This window comes from Erwinia plantamica (assembly GCF_043420595.1).
Classification (GTDB): domain Bacteria; phylum Pseudomonadota; class Gammaproteobacteria; order Enterobacterales; family Enterobacteriaceae; genus Erwinia; species Erwinia aeris.
The window spans coordinates 1-18,854 of sequence record NZ_JBGCUC010000034.1 but is presented as its reverse complement, the minus strand read 5'-3'; the positions used below and the strand labels follow the sequence as shown (position 1 = coordinate 18,854).

18 protein-coding genes and 1 other RNA gene are annotated in these 18,854 nt (G+C 56.4%); 9 read left to right on the top strand and 10 right to left on the bottom strand.

Annotation, left to right across the window (positions count from 1 at the left end; all coding sequences use genetic code 11):
• Window positions 1–186 precede the first annotated feature (186 nt).
• The 4 genes from modC to AB3U87_RS21835 form a co-directional block, all read right to left on the bottom strand.
• Window positions 187–1,245, bottom strand: a complete 1,059-nt coding sequence (gene modC / locus AB3U87_RS21850) for a molybdenum ABC transporter ATP-binding protein ModC (protein ID WP_394150493.1) — start codon at window positions 1,243–1,245, stop codon at window positions 187–189.
• On the bottom strand, window positions 1,239–1,934 hold the full coding sequence (modB, locus tag AB3U87_RS21845) for a molybdate ABC transporter permease subunit (RefSeq protein WP_394150489.1): 696 nt from the start codon (window positions 1,932–1,934) through the stop codon (window positions 1,239–1,241). The genes modC and modB overlap by 7 nt, the downstream gene beginning before the upstream one ends.
• Window positions 1,931–2,701 (bottom strand): molybdate ABC transporter substrate-binding protein, encoded by a 771-nt coding sequence (gene modA / locus AB3U87_RS21840; protein ID WP_394150487.1) that lies wholly within the window; start codon window positions 2,699–2,701, stop codon window positions 1,931–1,933. The genes modB and modA overlap by 4 nt, the downstream gene beginning before the upstream one ends.
• A gap of 145 nt (window positions 2,702–2,846) precedes the next feature.
• Window positions 2,847–3,002, bottom strand: coding sequence for an AcrZ family multidrug efflux pump-associated protein (locus tag AB3U87_RS21835; protein ID WP_253454853.1), 156 nt, complete (start codon window positions 3,000–3,002; stop codon window positions 2,847–2,849).
• Window positions 3,003–3,146: 144 nt separating this feature from the next.
• Between AB3U87_RS21835 and modE the strand changes: the two genes are divergently transcribed.
• Both modE and modF read left to right on the top strand, forming a co-directional pair.
• Window positions 3,147–3,926, top strand: coding sequence for a molybdenum-dependent transcriptional regulator (gene modE, locus AB3U87_RS21830; RefSeq protein WP_253454854.1), 780 nt, complete (start codon window positions 3,147–3,149; stop codon window positions 3,924–3,926).
• Window positions 3,927–4,002: 76 nt separating this feature from the next.
• Complete coding sequence (gene modF, locus AB3U87_RS21825; RefSeq protein ID WP_253454855.1) at window positions 4,003–5,466, top strand: molybdate ABC transporter ATP-binding protein ModF; 1,464 nt, start codon at window positions 4,003–4,005, stop codon at window positions 5,464–5,466.
• 566 nt (window positions 5,467–6,032) lie between these two features.
• Here the strand turns inward: modF and AB3U87_RS21820 are convergent.
• Window positions 6,033–6,647, bottom strand: a complete 615-nt coding sequence (locus AB3U87_RS21820; protein WP_394150484.1) for a hypothetical protein — start codon at window positions 6,645–6,647, stop codon at window positions 6,033–6,035.
• Window positions 6,648–7,561: 914 nt separating this feature from the next.
• Here AB3U87_RS21820 and galT point away from each other — a divergent pair.
• The 4 genes from galT (at window position 7,562) to gpmA (ending at window position 11,682) form a co-directional block, all read left to right on the top strand.
• Window positions 7,562–8,608, top strand: coding sequence for a galactose-1-phosphate uridylyltransferase (galT, locus tag AB3U87_RS21815; RefSeq protein ID WP_301253499.1), 1,047 nt, complete (start codon window positions 7,562–7,564; stop codon window positions 8,606–8,608).
• A 2-nt stretch (window positions 8,609–8,610) separates the two neighbouring features.
• Window positions 8,611–9,759, top strand: coding sequence for a galactokinase (gene galK / locus AB3U87_RS21810; protein WP_253454858.1), 1,149 nt, complete (start codon window positions 8,611–8,613; stop codon window positions 9,757–9,759).
• Window positions 9,753–10,784 carry a galactose-1-epimerase gene (galM, locus tag AB3U87_RS21805; RefSeq protein WP_253454859.1) on the top strand — a complete coding sequence of 344 codons (1,032 nt, stop codon included), beginning with the start codon at window positions 9,753–9,755 and terminating at the stop codon, window positions 10,782–10,784. The genes galK and galM overlap by 7 nt, the downstream gene beginning before the upstream one ends.
• 145 nt (window positions 10,785–10,929) lie before the next feature.
• Window positions 10,930–11,682 carry a 2,3-diphosphoglycerate-dependent phosphoglycerate mutase gene (gene gpmA / locus AB3U87_RS21800; RefSeq protein ID WP_253454860.1) on the top strand — a complete coding sequence of 251 codons (753 nt, stop codon included), beginning with the start codon at window positions 10,930–10,932 and terminating at the stop codon, window positions 11,680–11,682.
• A gap of 56 nt (window positions 11,683–11,738) precedes the next feature.
• Here gpmA and aroG read toward each other — a convergent pair whose 3' ends face one another.
• A complete protein-coding gene (gene aroG / locus AB3U87_RS21795) occupies window positions 11,739–12,791 on the bottom strand; it encodes a 3-deoxy-7-phosphoheptulonate synthase AroG (protein ID WP_253454861.1) in 1,053 nt (350 codons plus the stop codon).
• A 295-nt stretch (window positions 12,792–13,086) separates the two neighbouring features.
• Between aroG and AB3U87_RS21790 the strand changes: the two genes are divergently transcribed.
• Window positions 13,087–13,437: a YbgS-like family protein gene (locus tag AB3U87_RS21790; RefSeq protein ID WP_253454862.1), complete on the top strand. Its 351-nt coding sequence runs from the start codon at window positions 13,087–13,089 to the stop codon at window positions 13,435–13,437.
• A 142-nt stretch (window positions 13,438–13,579) separates the two neighbouring features.
• Complete coding sequence (gene zitB / locus AB3U87_RS21785) at window positions 13,580–14,509, top strand: CDF family zinc transporter ZitB (RefSeq protein WP_301253501.1); 930 nt, start codon at window positions 13,580–13,582, stop codon at window positions 14,507–14,509.
• Here the strand turns inward: zitB and pnuC are convergent, their stop codons facing one another.
• The 3 genes from pnuC to AB3U87_RS21770 form a co-directional block, all read right to left on the bottom strand.
• On the bottom strand, window positions 14,510–15,217 hold the full coding sequence (pnuC, locus tag AB3U87_RS21780; RefSeq protein ID WP_253454864.1) for a nicotinamide riboside transporter PnuC: 708 nt from the start codon (window positions 15,215–15,217) through the stop codon (window positions 14,510–14,512). It lies immediately after the preceding gene.
• Between the two features lie 28 nt (window positions 15,218–15,245).
• Entirely contained in the window at window positions 15,246–16,286 is a 1,041-nt protein-coding gene (gene nadA / locus AB3U87_RS21775; RefSeq protein WP_253461066.1) for a quinolinate synthase NadA, read from the bottom strand.
• Window positions 16,287–16,421: 135 nt separating this feature from the next.
• Window positions 16,422–16,919 (bottom strand): methylated-DNA--[protein]-cysteine S-methyltransferase, encoded by a 498-nt coding sequence (locus AB3U87_RS21770; protein ID WP_253454865.1) that lies wholly within the window; start codon window positions 16,917–16,919, stop codon window positions 16,422–16,424.
• Window positions 16,920–17,086: 167 nt separating this feature from the next.
• On the opposite strand from AB3U87_RS21770, the gene AB3U87_RS21765 reads away from it, so the two are divergent.
• Window positions 17,087–18,517, top strand: coding sequence for an AlkA N-terminal domain-containing protein (locus tag AB3U87_RS21765; protein WP_394150479.1), 1,431 nt, complete (start codon window positions 17,087–17,089; stop codon window positions 18,515–18,517).
• A gap of 236 nt (window positions 18,518–18,753) precedes the next feature.
• On the opposite strand, the gene AB3U87_RS21760 is transcribed toward AB3U87_RS21765, so the two are convergent.
• A non-coding RNA gene (locus AB3U87_RS21760) (RtT sRNA) lies at window positions 18,754–18,854 on the bottom strand; the annotation flags it as partial.

The window sequence follows — 18,854 nt, the reverse complement described above, 5'->3', positions numbered from 1 at the left end:
TATCAGGAAGTGCTGTAGCGGCCTTGCCGATGGCAGGCGATCGGCAGCAGTCTGGCGCTGGGTATCGCACAGACTATCTGTCAGGAAGTGCTGCCAGCATGGCTGACGATGTCCGCCTGTTGACGCGGGCATCGCCCTGAAAGCGATATCTGCGTCAACGCGACGGCAAAATGTATAAGCGGCGCGTCAGGCGGCGATCGCCACGCTTTTGATCTGGGCGTAAAGCCACATGCCCGGTTTAATCATCAGCTCATCCCGCGCCCAGGGCGTAATGCGCGCCCAGAGTTCGCTTTGCCCTATCAGCAGCTTCACCTCGACCTGATTATCGATATCCAGCAGCTCGCCGACCTGCGCCGGAATGACGTTGCGGATAGTGCTGTTCAGCGGCGGTTGCAGCACCAGCGAGACGTCGGCGGCCTGAATGCGAATGCGCAGCGGCGTTTTCAGCGGCGCGTCGATGCGGTTAACCCAGATATGCTGATCGCCCAGCGAAAGGCCCGTCATCGCATAGTGCGGATGCTGCTCCAGCACCTGAACGCGCAGCACGCTGCTTTGCTCCGCGCGCGGCAGCCACGGCCGCATGGCGCTGCTGGCCCAGACTTTTTCCAGCGCGCCCAGCGCTTTCACCTCGCCTTTATCCAGCACCAGCACGTTATCCGCCAGCTGGATAATCTCTTCAAGGCTGTGGCTGACGTACAGCACCGGAATGGCCACCTGTTTCGCCAGCGCCTGCAAATAGGGCAGCAGCTCACGCTTGCGCGGCAGATCCAACGAGGCCAGCGGCTCATCCATCAGCAAAATTTCCGGCGCGCTGAGCAGAGCGCGGCCTATCGCCACCCGCTGTTTTTCTCCGCCGGACAGCGAAAAAGGAAAACGCGACAGCAGCTCGCCGATGCCTAGCAGCGCTACCAGTTCATCGAACTGCGAGCGCATCGTTTTCGCCATGCCGTATTCCAGGTTGCCTTTCACCTTGTAGTGCGGAAAGAGGCGCGCATCCTGAAAAACATAGCCGATACGGCGCTTTTCCGGCGGCAGGTTCACGCTGGTCTGAGCATCGAACAGCACCCTGTCGTTCAGGGAAATATGTCCTTCCTGCGGCGTGGTCAGGCCGCCGATAGCGTTAATAAGTGACGTCTTGCCGGCGCCAGAGACGCCGAAAACAGCCGTGATGCCTTGCGCCGGTATGTTTGCGTTTACCTGCAAAGTGTGGTCGCCAAGGCGCTGGACAATATCAAGCTCTAACATGGCATCCCCAACTTTTTGCGTCCCCGACGCGCCAGCCATTCCGCCAGCCACAGCGAACAAAGCGCCAGCGCAATAGCGATCAGGCAAAGCCTGGCCGCCGCGTTTTCCGCGCCCGGCGTTTCAATCAGCGTATACATGGCGGAAGGAAGCGTGCGGGTTTCGCCAGGAATATTGGACACAAAGGTGATGGTCGCGCCGAATTCGCCCAGCGAACGGGCGAAGGCGAGCACCGTGCCGGCGATAATGCCGGGCAGCGTCAGCGGCAAGGTGATGGTGAAAAACACCCGCCAGCGGCCTGCGCCCAGCGTGCGCGCCGCCAGCTCCAGCCGACCGTCAACGCCTTCCAGCGCCAGGCGAATTGCCCGTACCATCAGCGGAAAAGCGACCACGGCAGAGGCCAGCGCCGCGCCGCGCCAGCTAAAGGCGAAGGTAAAGCCGAACCAGTCGTAAAGATACTGGCCGATAAAGCCGCGTCTGCCGAATCCAGTCAGCAGCAGATAGCCGACCACCACCGGCGGCAGCACCAGCGGCAGGTGGATCAGGCTGTCGAGCAGCGTCTTGCCGGGAAACCGGCAGCGTACCAGCACCCAGGCCGCTGCTATGCCCAACGGCAGGCTGAACAGCACCGCCACGCTGGAGACTTTCAGGCTGAGCAGAACCGCCTGCCATTCGGGATCGCTTAATATCACAGAGGCGTAAATCCGTAGTGTTTAAACACGGCCGCAGCTTCCGGCCCTTTCAGATAATGATAAAACGCGGCGACGCCGGCGGTATCATGCCCTTTCACTTTCGCCATTGGATATTCCACCGGCTTGTGGCTCTCTGCCGGGAAAACGCCAACCACGGCCACTTTGCTGCTGGCTACCGCATCGGAGCCATACACGATGCCGTAAGGCGTTTCATTGCGCTCCACCAGCGCCAGCGCGGCGCGCACGCTGTTGCCTCGCGCCAGCATTGGCTCCAGCGTTGACCAGGCGCCCAGCGACTGCAATGCTTCCTTGGCGTAGATCCCTGCCGGAACATGATCGGGATCGCCTACGGACAGACGCTGGCCCTGCAACAGGCTTTTCCAGTCGGTGTTTTTCGACAGCGTGACTCGCGGCGATTTCGCTTCTTTCGGCGCTACCAGCACCAGCTCGTTGCCTAACAGCGTATAGCGGCTGGCTTCATCAATGCTTTTTTTCTGCGCCGCGTAATCCATCCACTGCTGATCGGCAGAGATAAAAAGATCGGCGGGCGCGCCCTGCTCTATCTGCCGCGCCAGCGTAGAAGAAGAGGCAAAAGAGGAGACAATTTTTACCTCTTTTCCCTGCTGGTAGCGATTAGCGATATCCTGCAACGCGTTGGTTAAGGAGGCGGCGGCAAAAACGGTAATTTTTTCAGCCGCTACGGCCTGGCCGGTCAGGCTTGCCGTTACCACGGCACCGATCAAGAAATGGCGTAATTTCACAGACATGGTCTTCTCCGAAGGTCTCGTTATGTAGCCTTCACTATAACGATTTAACAACCGGTGTCATAAAGATTATCGGCATAAACGGAGAGAAGTTGAGGCGGCTCGCAAAAAATAGCGCCCGGTGTCGCCGGGCGTATCGGGCAGGGATCTAGCGGCGTTCTTTCGCAGGCTGCTCGTTGCGATGACCAAACTTTGAAATGACGTTAAAGACTTCGCCAAGGCCATAGATCAGGCCAAGGATTATCGCCATCACCACGGGAACCATGAGGATCGCTTCTGCAAGACCGATGAGTAATTCCAGCATGGTATTTTTCCTCACTGAATAAAAGAAGTTATTGTATCCGTAGCGGATAAAAGTGCACTGACCTTTTGTGCGTTTTACCTGTTTTTACGCCCCGCCTGCGCAACAGTGTACAATTCCGGAAACCCTTTCTTGCCAGGAGCGACCATGCAGGCTGAGCTTTCCCTGATCCTGAAATTACAGCAGCGGCTTTTCGCCGATCCCCGCCGTATCGAACTGCTTAAACAGATCGCCGCGACCGGCTCCATCAGCCAGGGCGCGAAAATGGCCGGGATCAGCTATAAAAGCGCCTGGGATGCAATTAACGAGATGAACACGCTGGCCGACCGCACGCTGGTAGAGCGCGCCACGGGCGGCAAAGGCGGCGGCGGCGCGCAGGTCACCGCCTACGGTGACAGACTGATTCAGCTTTTCGCGCTGCTGGAGCAGATTCAGCAGAAAGCGTTCGATGTATTGCAGGATGACGTGCCGCTGGGCAGCCTGCTGGGCGCCATCGCCCGGTTTTCGCTGCAAACCAGCGCCCGCAACCAGCTTTTCGGCACGCTGGTGCAGCGCGACGCGCAGACGGTGCAGCAGCATGTTGAGATCCTGCTGGCCAACGGCGAGACGCGCATCAAAGCCGCGCTGACTGAACAGAGCGCCAATCGCCTTGAACTCACGCCGGGCAAAGAGGTGCTGGTGCTGATAAAAGCGCCGTGGATAGACGTGACCCAATCCGCGAGCAAGGCCGATAACCAGCTCGACGGCGTACTGAGCGAGTTGATTAAGGGCGAGACCCACAGTGAAGCGCTGATCGCGCTGCCGGGCGGCGAAACGCTGTGCGCTACCTTAACCAACCAGCGCGCGCAGGAGCAAAATCTTCAGCCTGGCGCGGCGGTAACAGCACATTTTAATGCCGATCGCGTGATTATCGCCACGCTGCTCTGAAAACGGCGGCACCATTTGACAGCGCCGCCGCTCAGCGTCGATAGTGAAGGGAATAATGCATAAAATGGAATAAACAATGTCTACGTTGCAAATTTCGCAAGGCACGTTTCATCTTAGCGCGACCCGTAACCTGATGCTGCCGTCGCTGACGATCCGGGCTGGCGAAAGCTGGGCTTTTGTGGGCGCTAACGCCAGCGGCAAATCTTCCCTCGCGCGCGCCCTTGCGGGCGAGCTTGCCGCCGCACGAGGCGAAGTCGTCAACACTTTCCGCCCCACTCGTCTTTCGCTTGAGCAGTTACAAAAGTTGGTTTCCGAGGAATGGCAGCGTAACAACACCGATATGCTCAGCCCGGATGAAGAAGATACCGGCCGCACCGCTGCCGACATTATTCAGCAGGAGGTGCGCGATGAGGCACGCTGTCGTCAGCTGGCGGAAACCTTTGGCATCGCTTCGTTGCTCGATCGTCGTTTTAAATATCTCTCGACCGGGGAAACCCGCAAGACGCTGCTCTGCCAGGCGCTGATGGCCGAGCCGGACCTGCTGATCCTCGACGAGCCTTTTGACGGGCTGGACGTTGCGTCGCGCGCCAATCTGGCCCAGGTTCTGGCGCAGCTCCACCAGCAGGGGCACACGCTGGTGCTGGTGCTGAACCGTTTTGACGATATTCCCGACTTTGTCGAACGGGTTGGCGTGCTGGCCGAATGTGAGCTGACGCATGTAGGCGCACGCGAAGCAATCCTGGCCGAGGCGCTGGTCGCCCAGCTGGCACACAGTGAAAACCTGCAGGGGATGGCGCTACCGGAAGCGGACGACGCATCGGCAAAAACGGCGCTGTCATCGCAGACGCCGCTAGTGGTGCTGCGGGACGGCGTAGTCTCTTATAACGATCGCCCTGTTCTTAACCATCTTGACTGGACGGTGCAGGCGGGCGAGCACTGGCAGATCGTCGGCCCGAACGGCGCGGGAAAATCAACGTTGCTGAGCCTGGTAACGGGCGATCATCCCCAGGGCTACAGCAATGACTTAACGCTGTTTGGCCGCCGTCGCGGCAGCGGCGAAACCATCTGGGATATCAAACAGCATATTGGCTACGTCAGCAGCAGCCTGCATCTGGATTACCGCGTCAGCAGCAGCGTGCGCAACGTGATCCTTTCCGGCTATTTTGACTCTATCGGTATTTATCAGGCCGTTTCCGATCGGCAGCAAAAGCTGGCGGAGCAGTGGCTACAGCTGCTGGGGATGCGTGCCGTGGCGGACGCGCCTTTTCAGAGTCTGTCATGGGGGCAGCAGCGGCTGGTGCTGATAGCCCGCGCGCTGGTCAAGCATCCGGCTCTGCTGATCCTGGACGAGCCGCTACAGGGGCTGGATTCGATCAACCGCCAGCTCGTGCGCCGCTTTGTTGACGTGCTGATTGGCGAAGGCGCCACGCAGCTTCTTTTCGTTTCGCACCATGCTGAAGATGCGCCACAGTGCATCACCCATCGCCTGACGTTCGTGCCGGACGGTGACGGCTATCGCTATCAGCAGGACAGGCTCTGAGGCGAGCTTAGGGTCAGCCGTCAGGCTGGCTCAGGCTGCCTGTTCAAAGAAAGGATAGCGCATCGAAGTAACGGCATGGCGTGATGTACGTGGGCAACTCTTGCATAGTATGTAGGGCCAGTCTGGCTGGCGTGGGCGCGGGATGAATATGTAAATCTGAAGCCTGCTAAAATTTTGCAAAAATCTATATAAGGCTTATCTGATGAAGAAAAACAGACATATCAGTGCCGTCATGATGCCTGTTAAACATTTCCATTTTTTGGATTTTTCAACGTAAAAAAAGACCATGTAAAGTATGAATATAAATGATAGTGCCAGCCCACCAAAAACGTTTCCATTACCCCTGTTATTATTTAATGAACCTTGCGGGATAGTCGAATCCATATCGTAGATAACATCGTATTTATCAACCATAGATAAATAAATCAGCACCATGCAAACCAGATAAAAAAGAATAAATGCAATTCTAAAAAACTTATTCATAAAATCATGACCCTGTTACGAGACCAGTCTGGTAAAATGCTGCCAGTTTTTGACAATAAAATCACCATATCGCGTATCTTTTTTTATGCTGTCCAGACTCGGATTGGTGCCCGATTATATCTGGCTCCAATAATTCTCACATCATTCATACTGAGCCGAGAGGGTAACTTGTCATAGTCAGCAAGCTGGCGTAAGTGCATAGCCGCGAGGGTAATGTTATAGGCATCTTTTTCAAGACACCGTGATAGCGAGCGGAGTTCTGATGTACTCATCTTGTCTGCATTAAGGCCCATAGTTTTAGCTGCTGTACGCAGTTGCATGCTGACAAAGCCAAACGAGGTTTTAGCCGGCGGAGAGGTTACAGTAAGATTACGATCGATACAGACTGGGCCGCTCCAGTCTATGAAGCGAACTTCAAAAGCAAAACGATCTATAATATCTGGATCACCGCCTACCTCAATCCAGCAGACACCAGCAAGTAATTCTGGGGGCAGTTTATAGCGAAGAGCAGCCGATCTGATAAGCAAACTCTGTTTTTTGACCCAGGTATCTTTAAAACCTCTGGCATAAGATCTGCCACCGCCGAATCTTTCAGGAAGTATTTTCCAACGGAATACATCAAGGAAAGTCCATGAAGGGGATTTTGTCATCTTCCTGCATTGTTCAAAGTTACGCATATCCATATAAAAAATCTCCATTTATTTCTCTATGCTGCTCAATAAAACTGAGCGTTAATATCAGAAACCCTCGCCTTGTTGAGTACCAAAGAAATTTTAAAACGTGCGTTCCACTATGCTTTACTTATCTGACAAATCAGTCCTTACGCATGTTTTATACGACATATGAGTACCTTCGACAACCCAAAATATACTGTATTTTTATAATGATTGTTTTCTTGTGATTGTAGCCTGAATTAAGAACAGACCGTTTATTTCATCCCCAACACTTAGTGCCTTTAAAAAAAGGCGCACTCCCATAATGGCCAGTAACACAGTCGCTCATATCTGGTTCGTAGATTTCGACATTATTCTACCGAGTAAAGCCATGATTATCTGCCCCTGTACGGCCTGAATAACCGCGTATAGTACCGCTACACTTTTTGGTATATACCAACTGCGCCATGCATGACGTAGACATGGCGTAAGTCCGTTCCTGGAGCCTCGGCACGCGTATCCCTGTGTTCGACGGTCGGGCCTCGTCTATACGTCCTGACAAGCGGCGAACGTTCGCCTGCCTGGATGTTAGCGCTACTCTTTTCGTTCTTTTAGTATGTTGGCACTAATAGTTCGCGCAGCCTTAGTATGTTGGCACTAAACACCAACAATGGTTTTAAGATGCCGGTGTGTCAGAGCGTCATCCGATTAATCTGATATTTACCCGCCATAGATTTCCCCTGCCCTGTCGACAGGCGGCACGCCCTGTGTAACCGCTACCACTTTCAACCGTAGCGGGAAAGGAATTTATGGATTAAACAGCCTTGAAACCTGCCTCTTAGGAATTTTCATCTTGTGTAAACGATTCCATTTATTCACACTCGATCACGCTTTATCGTTTCGCGCTGTGCTATTTTTCTTTCAGGCTTGCAGGCATTACAAAGTAATCAGGACTCAATATGCAGAAATTTAATCCGGTCGATCATCCGCATCGCCGCTATAACCCACTGTCCGATCAGTGGATTCTGGTTTCTCCGCATCGTGCCAAACGCCCCTGGCAGGGCGCACAGGAGACGCCTTCTCAGGAGAAGCTGCCTGCGCACGATCCGGACTGCTTTCTTTGCCCCGGCAACACGCGCGTAACCGGCGATAAAAATCCCGATTACACCAGCACCTATGTGTTTACCAACGACTTTGCCGCGCTGATGACCGATACGCCGGACGCGCCGGAGAGCGACGACCTGCTGATGCGCTGCGAAAGCGCGCGCGGCACCAGCCGGGTGATCTGCTTTTCACCGGATCACAGCAAAACGCTGCCGGAGCTGTCGGTTTCCGCGCTGGAAGACGTGGTTCGCACCTGGCAAGAGCAGACTGCCGATCTGGGTCAGCACTACCCGTGGGTACAGGTGTTTGAGAACAAAGGCGCAGCGATGGGCTGCTCCAATCCGCATCCTCACGGCCAGGTGTGGGCCAACAGCTTCCTGCCTAACGAAGCCAAACGCGAGGACGATCTCCAGCGCGCTTATTTTGCGAAAAAGCAGTCGCCGATGCTGGTGGATTACGCCAGTCGCGAGCTGAATGACGGCAGCCGCACGGTGGTGGAAACCGACCACTGGCTGGCCGTGGTGCCCTGGTGGGCCGCCTGGCCGTTCGAGACGCTGCTGCTGCCGAAAGCGCACGTCAAGCGCCTGACCGACTTAACGGACGCGCAGCGGGCCGATCTGGCCGTGGCGCTGAAAAAGCTGACCAGCCGCTATGACAACCTGTTCCAGTGCTCCTTCCCCTACTCTATGGGCTGGCACGGCGCGCCGTTCAACGACGACGCCAACGACCACTGGCAGCTTCACGCGCATTTTTACCCGCCGCTGCTGCGTTCCGCCACGGTGCGCAAGTTTATGGTTGGCTATGAAATGCTGGCCGAAACCCAACGTGATTTAACGGCGGAACAGGCGGCTGAACGGCTGCGTGCCGTCAGCGATATTCATTTCCGCGAGACCGGAGCATAACCATGAGTTTAAAAACCCTGACCCAACAGATTTTCAGCGAAAAATTTGGCTATGCCGCGCCGCAAACTATCCAGGCGCCGGGCCGCGTTAACCTGATTGGCGAGCACACCGACTATAACGATGGTTTTGTGCTGCCCTGCGCTATTGATTATCAGACCGTGATCGCCTGCGCCAAACGCGACGATCGCCAGGTACGCGTTATCGCCGCCGACTATGAAAATCAGGAAGATATTTTTTCGCTGGACGAGGCGATTACTCCGCATGACACGCAGATGTGGTCAAACTACGTGCGCGGCGTGGTCAAGCACCTGCAAAAACGCATTCCTGACTTCAACGGCGTGGATATGGTGATTGCAGGCAACGTGCCGCAGGGCGCGGGCCTCAGCTCTTCTGCCTCGCTGGAAGTGGCGGTCGGCACCGTGTTCCGTCATCTGTATGCGCTGCCGCTGGACGGCGCGCAGATTGCCGTAAACGGCCAGGAAGCGGAAAACCAGTTTGTCGGCTGTAACTGCGGCATCATGGATCAGCTGATCTCGGCGCTGGGCGAGAAAGATCATGCGATGCTGCTCGACTGCCGCACGCTGGGCACGCGTCCGGTGCCGATGCCGGAAGATATCGCAGTAGTGATCATCAACTCTAACTTCCGCCGTAACCTGGTGGGCAGTGAGTACAACACTCGCCGTCAGCAGTGCGAAGCGGGCGCAAAATTCTTTAACAAAAGTTCGCTGCGCGATGTCGATCTGGCGCAGTTTGCAGCGATGGAGCATGAGCTTGACCCGCTGGTCGCCAAACGCGTGCGCCACGTGCTGACCGAAAACGCCCGCACGCTGGAAGCGGCGGATGCGCTGGCGAAGGGCGATCTGGCGCGCATCGCTGTGCTGATGGCGGAATCTCACGCTTCCATGCGCGACGATTTTGAAATCACCGTGCCGCCAATCGATACCCTGGTAACCATTGTGAAAAACAGCCTGGGCGATCGCGGCGGCGTGCGCATGACCGGCGGCGGCTTTGGCGGCTGCGTGGTGGCGCTGATGCCGTTGGATCTGGTCGACAGCGTGAAAGCGGCCGTGGCGGAGCAGTACGAGGCGCAGTCCGGCATTAAAGAAACTTTCTACGTCTGCAAAGCCTCTGAAGGAGCGGGCCCATGCTGAGTCACTCGCATGCGCCAGACGGCCAGCCGTGGCGCATCACAACGCTGCGCAACGCGGGCGGCATGGTAGCGACCTTTATGGACTGGGGCGCCACCTGGCTTTCCGCGCGCGTGCCGATGAAAGACGGCAGCGTGCGCGAAGCGCTGCTGGGCTGTGCCACGCCGGCCGACTACCTTAATCAGACCGCCTATCTGGGCGCAACGGTTGGCCGCTACGCCAACCGTATCGCTAACGCCGCTATCAGTGCAGGCGAGCAGCGCTGGCAGCTGGCGGCCAATCAGGGGAAACATCAGCTGCACGGCGGGCCACAGGGCTTTCACGCCCGTCGCTGGCAGATCGTCAGCCAGACCGGCCAGGAAGTCGAATATCAGCTGGATTCCCCTGACGGCGATCAGGGCTATCCCGGCCATCTCCAAGTTACCCTGCGCTATCGGCTGGAAGAGGACAATACGCTCACGATCCGCTATCACGCCACGGTGGACCAGGCCTGTCCGGTTAATCTGACCAACCACGCCTATTTCAATCTGGATGCGCAGCACGGCGACGCGCGCCATCATCGCCTGCGCCTGCGTGCCGACCATTATTTGCCGGTCGACAGCGAAGGCATTCCCAACCGCCTGCTGACCGACGTCACCGATACCGGCTTTGATTTCAGAGAGATCAAAACGGTGGCGCAGGACTTCCTGCTGGATGACGATCAGCGCGCGGTCAAAGGCTACGATCACGCGTTTCTGCTGAACGGCGGTGACGATACGCAGCCGGACGCGGAGCTGTGGTCGGCCGACGGCAGGCTGAAGCTCAGCGTGTTTACCACCGCGCCTGCGCTACAGTTCTATTCAGGAAATTATCTGGAAGGCACCCCGGCTCGCGAGCAGGACGTCTATACTGCCTTTCAGGGCATTGCGCTGGAGAGCGAGTTTTTACCCGACTCGCCTAATCATCCGGAATGGCCGCAGCCCGACTGCTGGCTGCAGCCAGGTGAATCGTATCAGTCAGAAACGCGTTATCGCCTGACGCCGCTTTGATTAAGCGCATGAAAAACGTGCATCGCGCCTGCGGCAGGCTTACGTGGCGCGCAGATTTCCGCTATGGTAATGGCCAGTTAAAATTGCGTCGGCAATTTTCGCTTTCCGTTATCTTAGAAACGTCAGATTATTAAGGAGTTAAGCTATGGCTGTAACTAAGCTGGTTCTGGTACGTCACGGCGAAAGCCAGTGGAACAACGAAAACCGCTTTACCGGATGGTACGATGTCGATCTGTCCGATAAAGGGCGTACCGAAGCGAAAGCGGCGGGTCAGCTGCTGAAAAAAGAAGGCTTTACCTTCGATTTCGCTTATACCTCCGTGCTGAAACGTGCCATCCACACGCTGTGGAACATTCTTGACGAAGTGGATCAGGCCTGGCTGCCGGTTGAAAAATCCTGGCGTCTGAACGAGCGTCACTACGGTGCGCTGCAGGGTCTGGATAAAGCGGAAACCGCGCAGAAATATGGCGACGAGCAGGTTAAACAGTGGCGTCGCGGCTTTGCCGTCACGCCGCCGGAGCTGGATCGCGCTGACGAACGTTTCCCTGGCCACGACCCGCGCTACGCCGCGCTGACTGCCGAGCAGCTGCCGACTACCGAAAGCCTGGCGCTGACCATCGATCGCGTGCTGCCTTACTGGAACGAGTCTATTCTGCCGCGCATGAAGAAAGGCGAGAAAGTGATCATTGCTGCACACGGCAACTCGCTGCGCGCGCTGGTGAAATACCTGGACGACATGAGCGAAGAAGAGATCCTTGAGCTGAACATCCCAACCGGCGTGCCGCTGGTGTATGAGTTCGACGAAAACTTCAAGCCAATCAAGCACTACTATCTGGGCGATGCGGACGAGATCGCGGCTAAAGCCGCCGCCGTAGCGAATCAGGGTAAAGCGAAGTAAGAGCCAATAAAAAAATCCGCCGAAAGGCGGATTTTTTTATGTCGCGTACGGGAAACTTATCCGCGACGCGCTTTCACCGCCTCTGCCAGCTGGCGCAGCACGGTTTCAGTATCTTCCCAGCCGATGCAGCCATCGGTCACGCTCTTGCCGTAGACCAGCGGCTCGCCGCTTTCCAGGCTCTGATTGCCTTCAACCAGATGGCTCTCGATCATTACGCCGATAATCGCTTTTTCGCCGCCCGCAATCTGCTGCGCCACGTCGTCCGCCACGGTCAGCTGCTTTTTAAACTGCTTGCTGCTGTTGGCATGGCTGAAGTCGATCATAATTTGCGGCTCCAGGCCCGCTTTCGCCAGGCCTGTCTTCACTTCTTCCACATGCTGCGCGCTGTAGTTCGGCTCTTTGCCGCCGCGCAGAATGATATGGCAGTCGCCGTTGCCGCTGGTTTCCACAATGGCGGAGTGTCCATATTTGGTCACCGACAGGAAGCAGTGCGGCGCGCTGGCGGCATTGATCGCATCAATAGCCACTTTAATGGTGCCGTCGGTGCCGTTTTTGAAGCCGACCGGACAGGAAAGCCCGGAGGAAAGCTCGCGGTGCACCTGAGATTCGGTAGTGCGCGCGCCAATCGCGCCCCAGCTCATCAGATCGGCCACGTACTGCGGCGTGATCATATCCAGAAATTCGCCCGCCGCCGGCAGGCCGGTATCGTTGATGTCCACCAGCAGCTTGCGCGCAATGCGCAGACCGTCGTTGATCTGATAGCTGTTATCCATATGCGGATCGTTGATCAGCCCTTTCCAGCCAACCGTGGTGCGCGGTTTTTCAAAGTAAACGCGCATGACCACTTCCAGCGAGTCGCTCAGCTCTGCGCGCAGCTTCAGCAGACGGGCAGCATACTCCTTTGCGGCCTCGGTATCGTGAATTGAGCAAGGGCCGATCACCACCAGCAGGCGATCGTCATTTTTTTGCAGGATACGGTGAATGGCCTGGCGGGTATCAGCGACAGTTTTAACCGCCGTCTCCGTGGCAGGAAATTTTTCAAGCAGCGCAACGGGAGGTAAAAGTTCTTTTATTTCTTTAATTCTTAAGTCATCATTCTGATAATTCATAATATTTCCAGATAGTTACTGAGCCGTACTGCACACCAGGCGCATCCAGACCAATTTATCGCGTGAACCCCAGCCTGTAAATCGACTTTGCACAAATTATTATCAGTAGGAGTTGCCGTTTTCGCGCTTTTTACTACACTTTAACTTGTTAATACTTAAAAAAAACGCACAGGGATCGCCTGCTTTATCGCCGCGTATCGCTTGCGTAAGGAGAGGTTGCCTCTTCCACTTTATGCAAACCGCTTTTTTAGCAGGGTTTGGTTCGCCAAGACGCAAAAAAAATTAACGGAGTAAGATGATGAAAAAGTTTGCAATCGTTTTCCTGACAGCAGCAATGACTCTGGGTAGCGCTTCCGCCATGGCGGCGGGCAGCAACAACGGTACCGCTAACCAGGCGGCAGACGCCGGGGCCGCAGCGGGCAGCGCAAAACAGAATATTGCGCCGAACAACGTTGATAACAGCCATATCAATAATACCGGCGACGCCACTGCCGATACCACGCACAAAACGACCCATCACGCTAAAAAGAAAATGACCGCGGATGAGATCGATAAAAATACCCAGTGCAAAGACGGTAAATGTCCTGACATTAACCAGAAAGTAGGCCCGGGCACTGACAGAAAAACCGACGGCACCTCGCAGTAAGTTAGCCGCGGATGACAAAAGGAGAGCTGAGGCTCTCCTTTTTTTATTGGCCGCCCCAGCGCATTCACAATAAAAAAGCCCGTCACGGGCATGCTCCATTCCTTGTTATGATAAAGCAGGTTTATTGAAAAGATGGATACTTATGGCGCATTCGCATTCTCATAGCGGCGGAAACCGCAATCGTTTACTGGCCGCCTTTCTGGTCACGGCTGTTTTTATGGTCGCGGAAGTTGTTGGCGGCCTGCTTTCCGGCTCGCTGGCGCTGCTGGCCGATGCCGGACACATGCTCACGGACGCCGCCGCGCTGCTGATGGCGCTGCTGGCCGTGCAGTTCGCCAGCCGCAAGCCAAACGCACGCCACACTTTCGGTCTGCTGCGGCTGACTACGCTGGCCGCGTTTATCAATGCTATCGCTTTGATCGTGATTACCGCGCTGATCGTCTGGGAAGCCGTCCAGCGCTTTATGCATCCCGAACCCGTGGCCGGTGGCTTTATGCTGGGCATTGCCGTAGCGGGCCTGCTGGCGAACCTGCTCTCTTTCTGGCTACTGCATCACGGTAGTGAAGAGAAGAACATTAACGTTCGCGCCGCCGCGCTGCACGTGCTGGGCGATCTGCTGGGTTCCGTCGGCGCCATTGCTGCCGCGCTGATTATTATGTTTACCGGCTGGACGCCCATCGACCCGATCCTGTCGCTGCTGGTGGCAGTGCTGGTGCTGCGCAGCGCCTGGGCGCTGCTGAAAGAGAGTTTTCATGAACTGCTGGAAGGGACGCCGCCGCAGCTGGACGTGGAGAAGCTGAAGCGGGCGTTAACGCGTGATATTCCTGAGGTACGCAACGTGCACCACGTTCACCTGTGGCTGGTGGGCGAAAAGCCGGTGATCACGCTGCATACGCAGGTGATCCCGCCTTACGATCACGACGCCCTGCTGCACCGTATTCATGACTACCTGCACGAGCACTATCAGATCGAGCACGCCACGGTGCAGATGGAATACCAGAGCTGTGACGATGGCGACTGCGAGCTGTCATGGGGAAAAAGCGGGCACGACCATGCCCACCATCATCACTGATTAAGCCAGCGCCTGCCTGCGGGCGCTTTTAATCCAGAGCCACGAGCCGTTCAGCGCAATTAACGTCAGAATGGCATATTCCAGCGACATTGCATAAACCCCCTGACGAGCGAAGATCATCACGCTAATCACATCAATCACCACCCACAGCAGCCAGTTTTCGACATATTTCCGCGTCATTAAAATCATCGCCACCACCGACAGCACCAGCAGACAGGAATCCCAGAACGGGAAAGCGTCCGGCTGAAGCTGCGGCATCGCCACCGCCAGTCCCAGCGTCTGCATCAGCTTAACGGCGACTTCCGTCAGCCAGCCAAAAACCGGGTTGATATACAGGGTCATCAGGGCAATCGCCACCACGCTGAACAGCGCCCAGCCAAGGGCTTTTGGCAGGCCCAGCCAGCGAATTTGCAGCGCCTGCTGGTTGTCGGTGGTCTGCCGCGTCCATGCATACCAGCCGTAAACGTTAGCGCCGAAGAAAAAGAGCTGCAGCAGCAGGCTGGCATAAAGCTGGATCTGGAAAAAGATCGCCGCGAAGAGCGTGACGTTGATCAAACCAAAAACGTAGTTGATGTTTTTTTCAAGGCTGGCGAGCCAGATACAGAGCAAACCCGCCAGCGTGCCGATCGCTTCAATCCAGGAGAGGTCGTAGCCGCCCGCCCCTACAGGGATGTGAACCAGAATATTTTGCGTGCTGAAAAAATCCATATTGGCACCTTGTAGCTGAAAACGGGCGTTATTTTAATGATGCAGCAAAGGTTAGCATACGATCCAGCGGCCGTAACGCGCCTTCGCGCAGCGCCGCATCAACGTTAATTTCATGTTCGCTGCCGCCGTGCTCCAGCCCTTCTGCAATAGCCTGTAGCCCGTTCATCGCCATCCACGGACAGTGCGCGCAGGTGCGGCAGGTTGCGCCCTCGCCCGCCGTTGGCGCTTCCAGCAGCTCTTTGTCCGGGCAGGCCTGCTGCATTTTGTAAAAGATACCGCGATCGGTTGCCACAATCATTTGCCGCTGCGGCAGCGTTTTCGCCGCCTGGATCAGCTGGCTGGTTGAGCCTACTGCATCGGCCAGCTCGACAATGGCCTGCGGCGACTCAGGGTGCACCAGTACCGCCGCATCGGGATAGAGCGCTTTCATCCGCGCCAGCGCCTGGGTTTTGAATTCGTCATGGACGATACAGGCCCCTTGCCAGCACAGAATATCCGCGCCGGTCTGGCGGGTAACGTAGCGGCCAAGATGGCGATCCGGCGCCCAAATAATTTTTTCCCCCAGACCGTCAAGGTGTTCAATCAGTTCAACGGCGATGCTGGAGGTCACTACCCAGTCCGCGCGCGCTTTTACCGCTGCGGAAGTGTTGGCATACACGACAACGGTACGATCGGGATGCGCATCGCAAAACCGGGTGAATTCGTCAATCGGACAGCCCAAATCCAGCGAGCATTCCGCCTGAAGCGTCGGCATCAGAATGGTTTTTTCCGGGCTGAGTATTTTTGCGGTTTCGCCCATAAAACGTACGCCCGCCACCAGCAGCGTGGAGGCAGGATGCTGGCTGCCAAAGCGCGCCATCTCCAGCGAATCCGCCACGCAGCCGCCGGTCTCTTCCGCCAGCGCCTGGATTTCCGGATCGGTATAGTAATGCGCGACCATCACTGCATCGCGTTCTTTCAGCAGCCTTTTGATTTTGCTGCGATAAAATTGCTTTTCATCAGGCGTTAAGCGGGCAGGCTTAGGCGGAAAAGGATAGACAGCGGTTTCGGGATCGAACATCAGGCTCATCACACGGCTCTCGTTTTGTGCACTTAACCAGAGTGGCGGCCATAACGTTAGTTACGCGCTTATCCGCCCGGTTTGTTTTATATGCTAAACAAGATAGCCGAATCTTTCACCGCTGTCGCGGATTATTTGCTGCCCTTAACGAAGCTGGAAGTTATCCGTCGCCTCCAGCTTCAGTAAATAAGCCTTAACCTCAAGCCCACCGGCAAAACCGGTCAGCTTGCCGTTGGCGCCGATCACCCGATGGCAGGGCGCAATAATCGATACGGGATTTTTGCCGTTAGCCGCGCCTACCGCGCGTACTGCGGCTGGATGCCCAATCTCGCAGGCAATCTCCCGATAGCTGCGGGTTTCGCCAAAGGGGATCGCCACCAGCGCGGCCCAGACTTTTTTCTGAAATTCCGTGCCGACAAAATCAAGCGGCAGCGCGAACTGCCTGCGTTTGCCAGCAAAATATTCCGAAAGCTGGCGCGCCGTTTCCAGCAAAATCGGATGCGATCCTTCCCGCAACAGCTCGGGAAGTCGGTAACGCCTGGGATCTTCGTTTTCCCACAGTACGGCTGCAAGCCCTTTATCGCTGGCAATCAGTTTTAACGTGCCGACCGGCGACGGCATAAGCGTGTAAAAATGACTCATCTTATTTCCTCCTCCTCCGTGCTACGGACAGTAATTATCCGCGTAACGGCCCGAGTTGCCAGCCGTTTTCGGTCATCGATCTGAAATAGTTAGCTGTCCGAAAATGGCTGGCACGGCATCGAAAAGCGGCCTACTCTGCCAGACAGGTTGCCTGACGGGAAAAGATGATGATTGATGCAAAAATCGCGTACCTTGCGCTTACCTCGCGCGACAGCCGTTTCGATGGCGTGTTCTATGTAGGCGTGATCTCGACGGGGATTTACTGTCGCCCGGTCTGTCCCGTAAAGGCGCCGCTGGCGAAAAATTGTCTGTTCTTTGACAGCGCTGCCGCCGCCGAAAAAGCGCATTTCCGCCCTTGCCTGCGCTGTCGGCCTGAACTGGCACCCGGCAATGCGCCTATTGATAACGGCAGACGTATTGCGGACAGCCTTATCCAGCATATTGCCGAGGGCGTGCTGGAAGAAGACGCCAGTCTGGAAACGCTGGCGGTCCGTTATTCTGTCAGCCTGCGGCAGCTGCGGCGCATTGTGCATAAAGAACTGGGCGTATCGCCGCTGGAGCTAAAGCAGACTCGCCGGCTGCTGCTGGCAAAACAGCTGCTGACTGAAACCGCGCTGCCGGTGACGGAAATTGCGCTGGCCAGCGGTTTTGCCAGCCTGCGCCGCTTCAACGATGCCTTTAGCAAGCGCTACCGGATGCCGCCCGGCCGCCTGCGCAAACAGATACCTGCGGATAGCGATACCTCGACGCTGTTACTGCATTACCGCCCCCCTTTTGACTGGGTGGCCCTGCTGGATTTTCTTCGCCTGCGCGCGCTAAAAGGCGTGGAAGCGGTCGATGACGTCAGCTATGCCCGTACGGTGCGTCTGGGCGCGCATCGGGGCTGGATCCGCGTCATCCACACAGGAAACTCGCTTCAGGTAACCTTTACGCATTCACTCGTGCCGGTTTTGTCTGCTTTGCTTTTGCGGCTGCGAAATTTATTCGATTTGGATGCGCATCCGCAGATCGTTGCGGAGCATCTTGGTCAGGATCCTTTATTGAGCGAAAGCCTGCTGAAAAACCCCGGCCTGCGCGTGCCTGGCGCTTTCGATAGCTTTGAAATGATGGTGCGGGCCGTACTGGGCCAGCAGATTACGGTAAAGGCAGCCACAACGCTTGGCGGGCGCTTTGCTGACGCTTTTGGCGAGGTTATTACCACGCCTGTTCCCGGTCTGACGCATCTGTCGCCTGAGGCGTCTACAGTTGCGTGCAGCACGCCTGAAGCAATAGCCAGCCTTGGCATCGTACGTACGCGAGCCAGAACGCTGCTGGCGCTGGCAGATGCCTGCGCGCAGGGCATGCCAGAAACAGCCGCTCAGCCGGAGCTGATGATAGCCAGGCTGACCGCCTTGCCGGGCATCGGCGAGTGGACGGCACATTACATAGCTATGCGCGCCTTACGCTGGCCCGATGCGTTTCCGGCGGCGGATATCGTGGTGCGAAAAAATTTGGGTAGCGTGACGGCAAAAGAAGCGGAACGGCTGGCAGAAGCCTGGCGGCCGTGGCGCAGCTACGCGGTGATGCATATCTGGAAAAACCTGACGCCGCTGAAGTAGCACGGCAGTTGAAGCGCTGCACTCAGGCCGCTTTAGAGCGACCGGAGCTGGGCGCGTATGGACGCGCGAAACGAGCCTGGGGGACGGCGCGTCCGTGTTCCGAGCTGCCTCAGCCGCCATTCTCCGATCTTATCGCGACAGAATAATAATACTGCTGCTTCAGGCCAGTTAGCCAGGTTCGAACCCTGCCCGAATTACAAACGGCAAAAAGGCGCCTTTAGGGCGCCTTTCTACATTGGTGGGTCGTGCAGGATGACTCAGCTGAAGCCTCGCCCTTCGGGTCGTTGCCTTTGGCAACGCTGTCTCCCTTTGGTCGACTCGACCTGCGGCAGGTTCG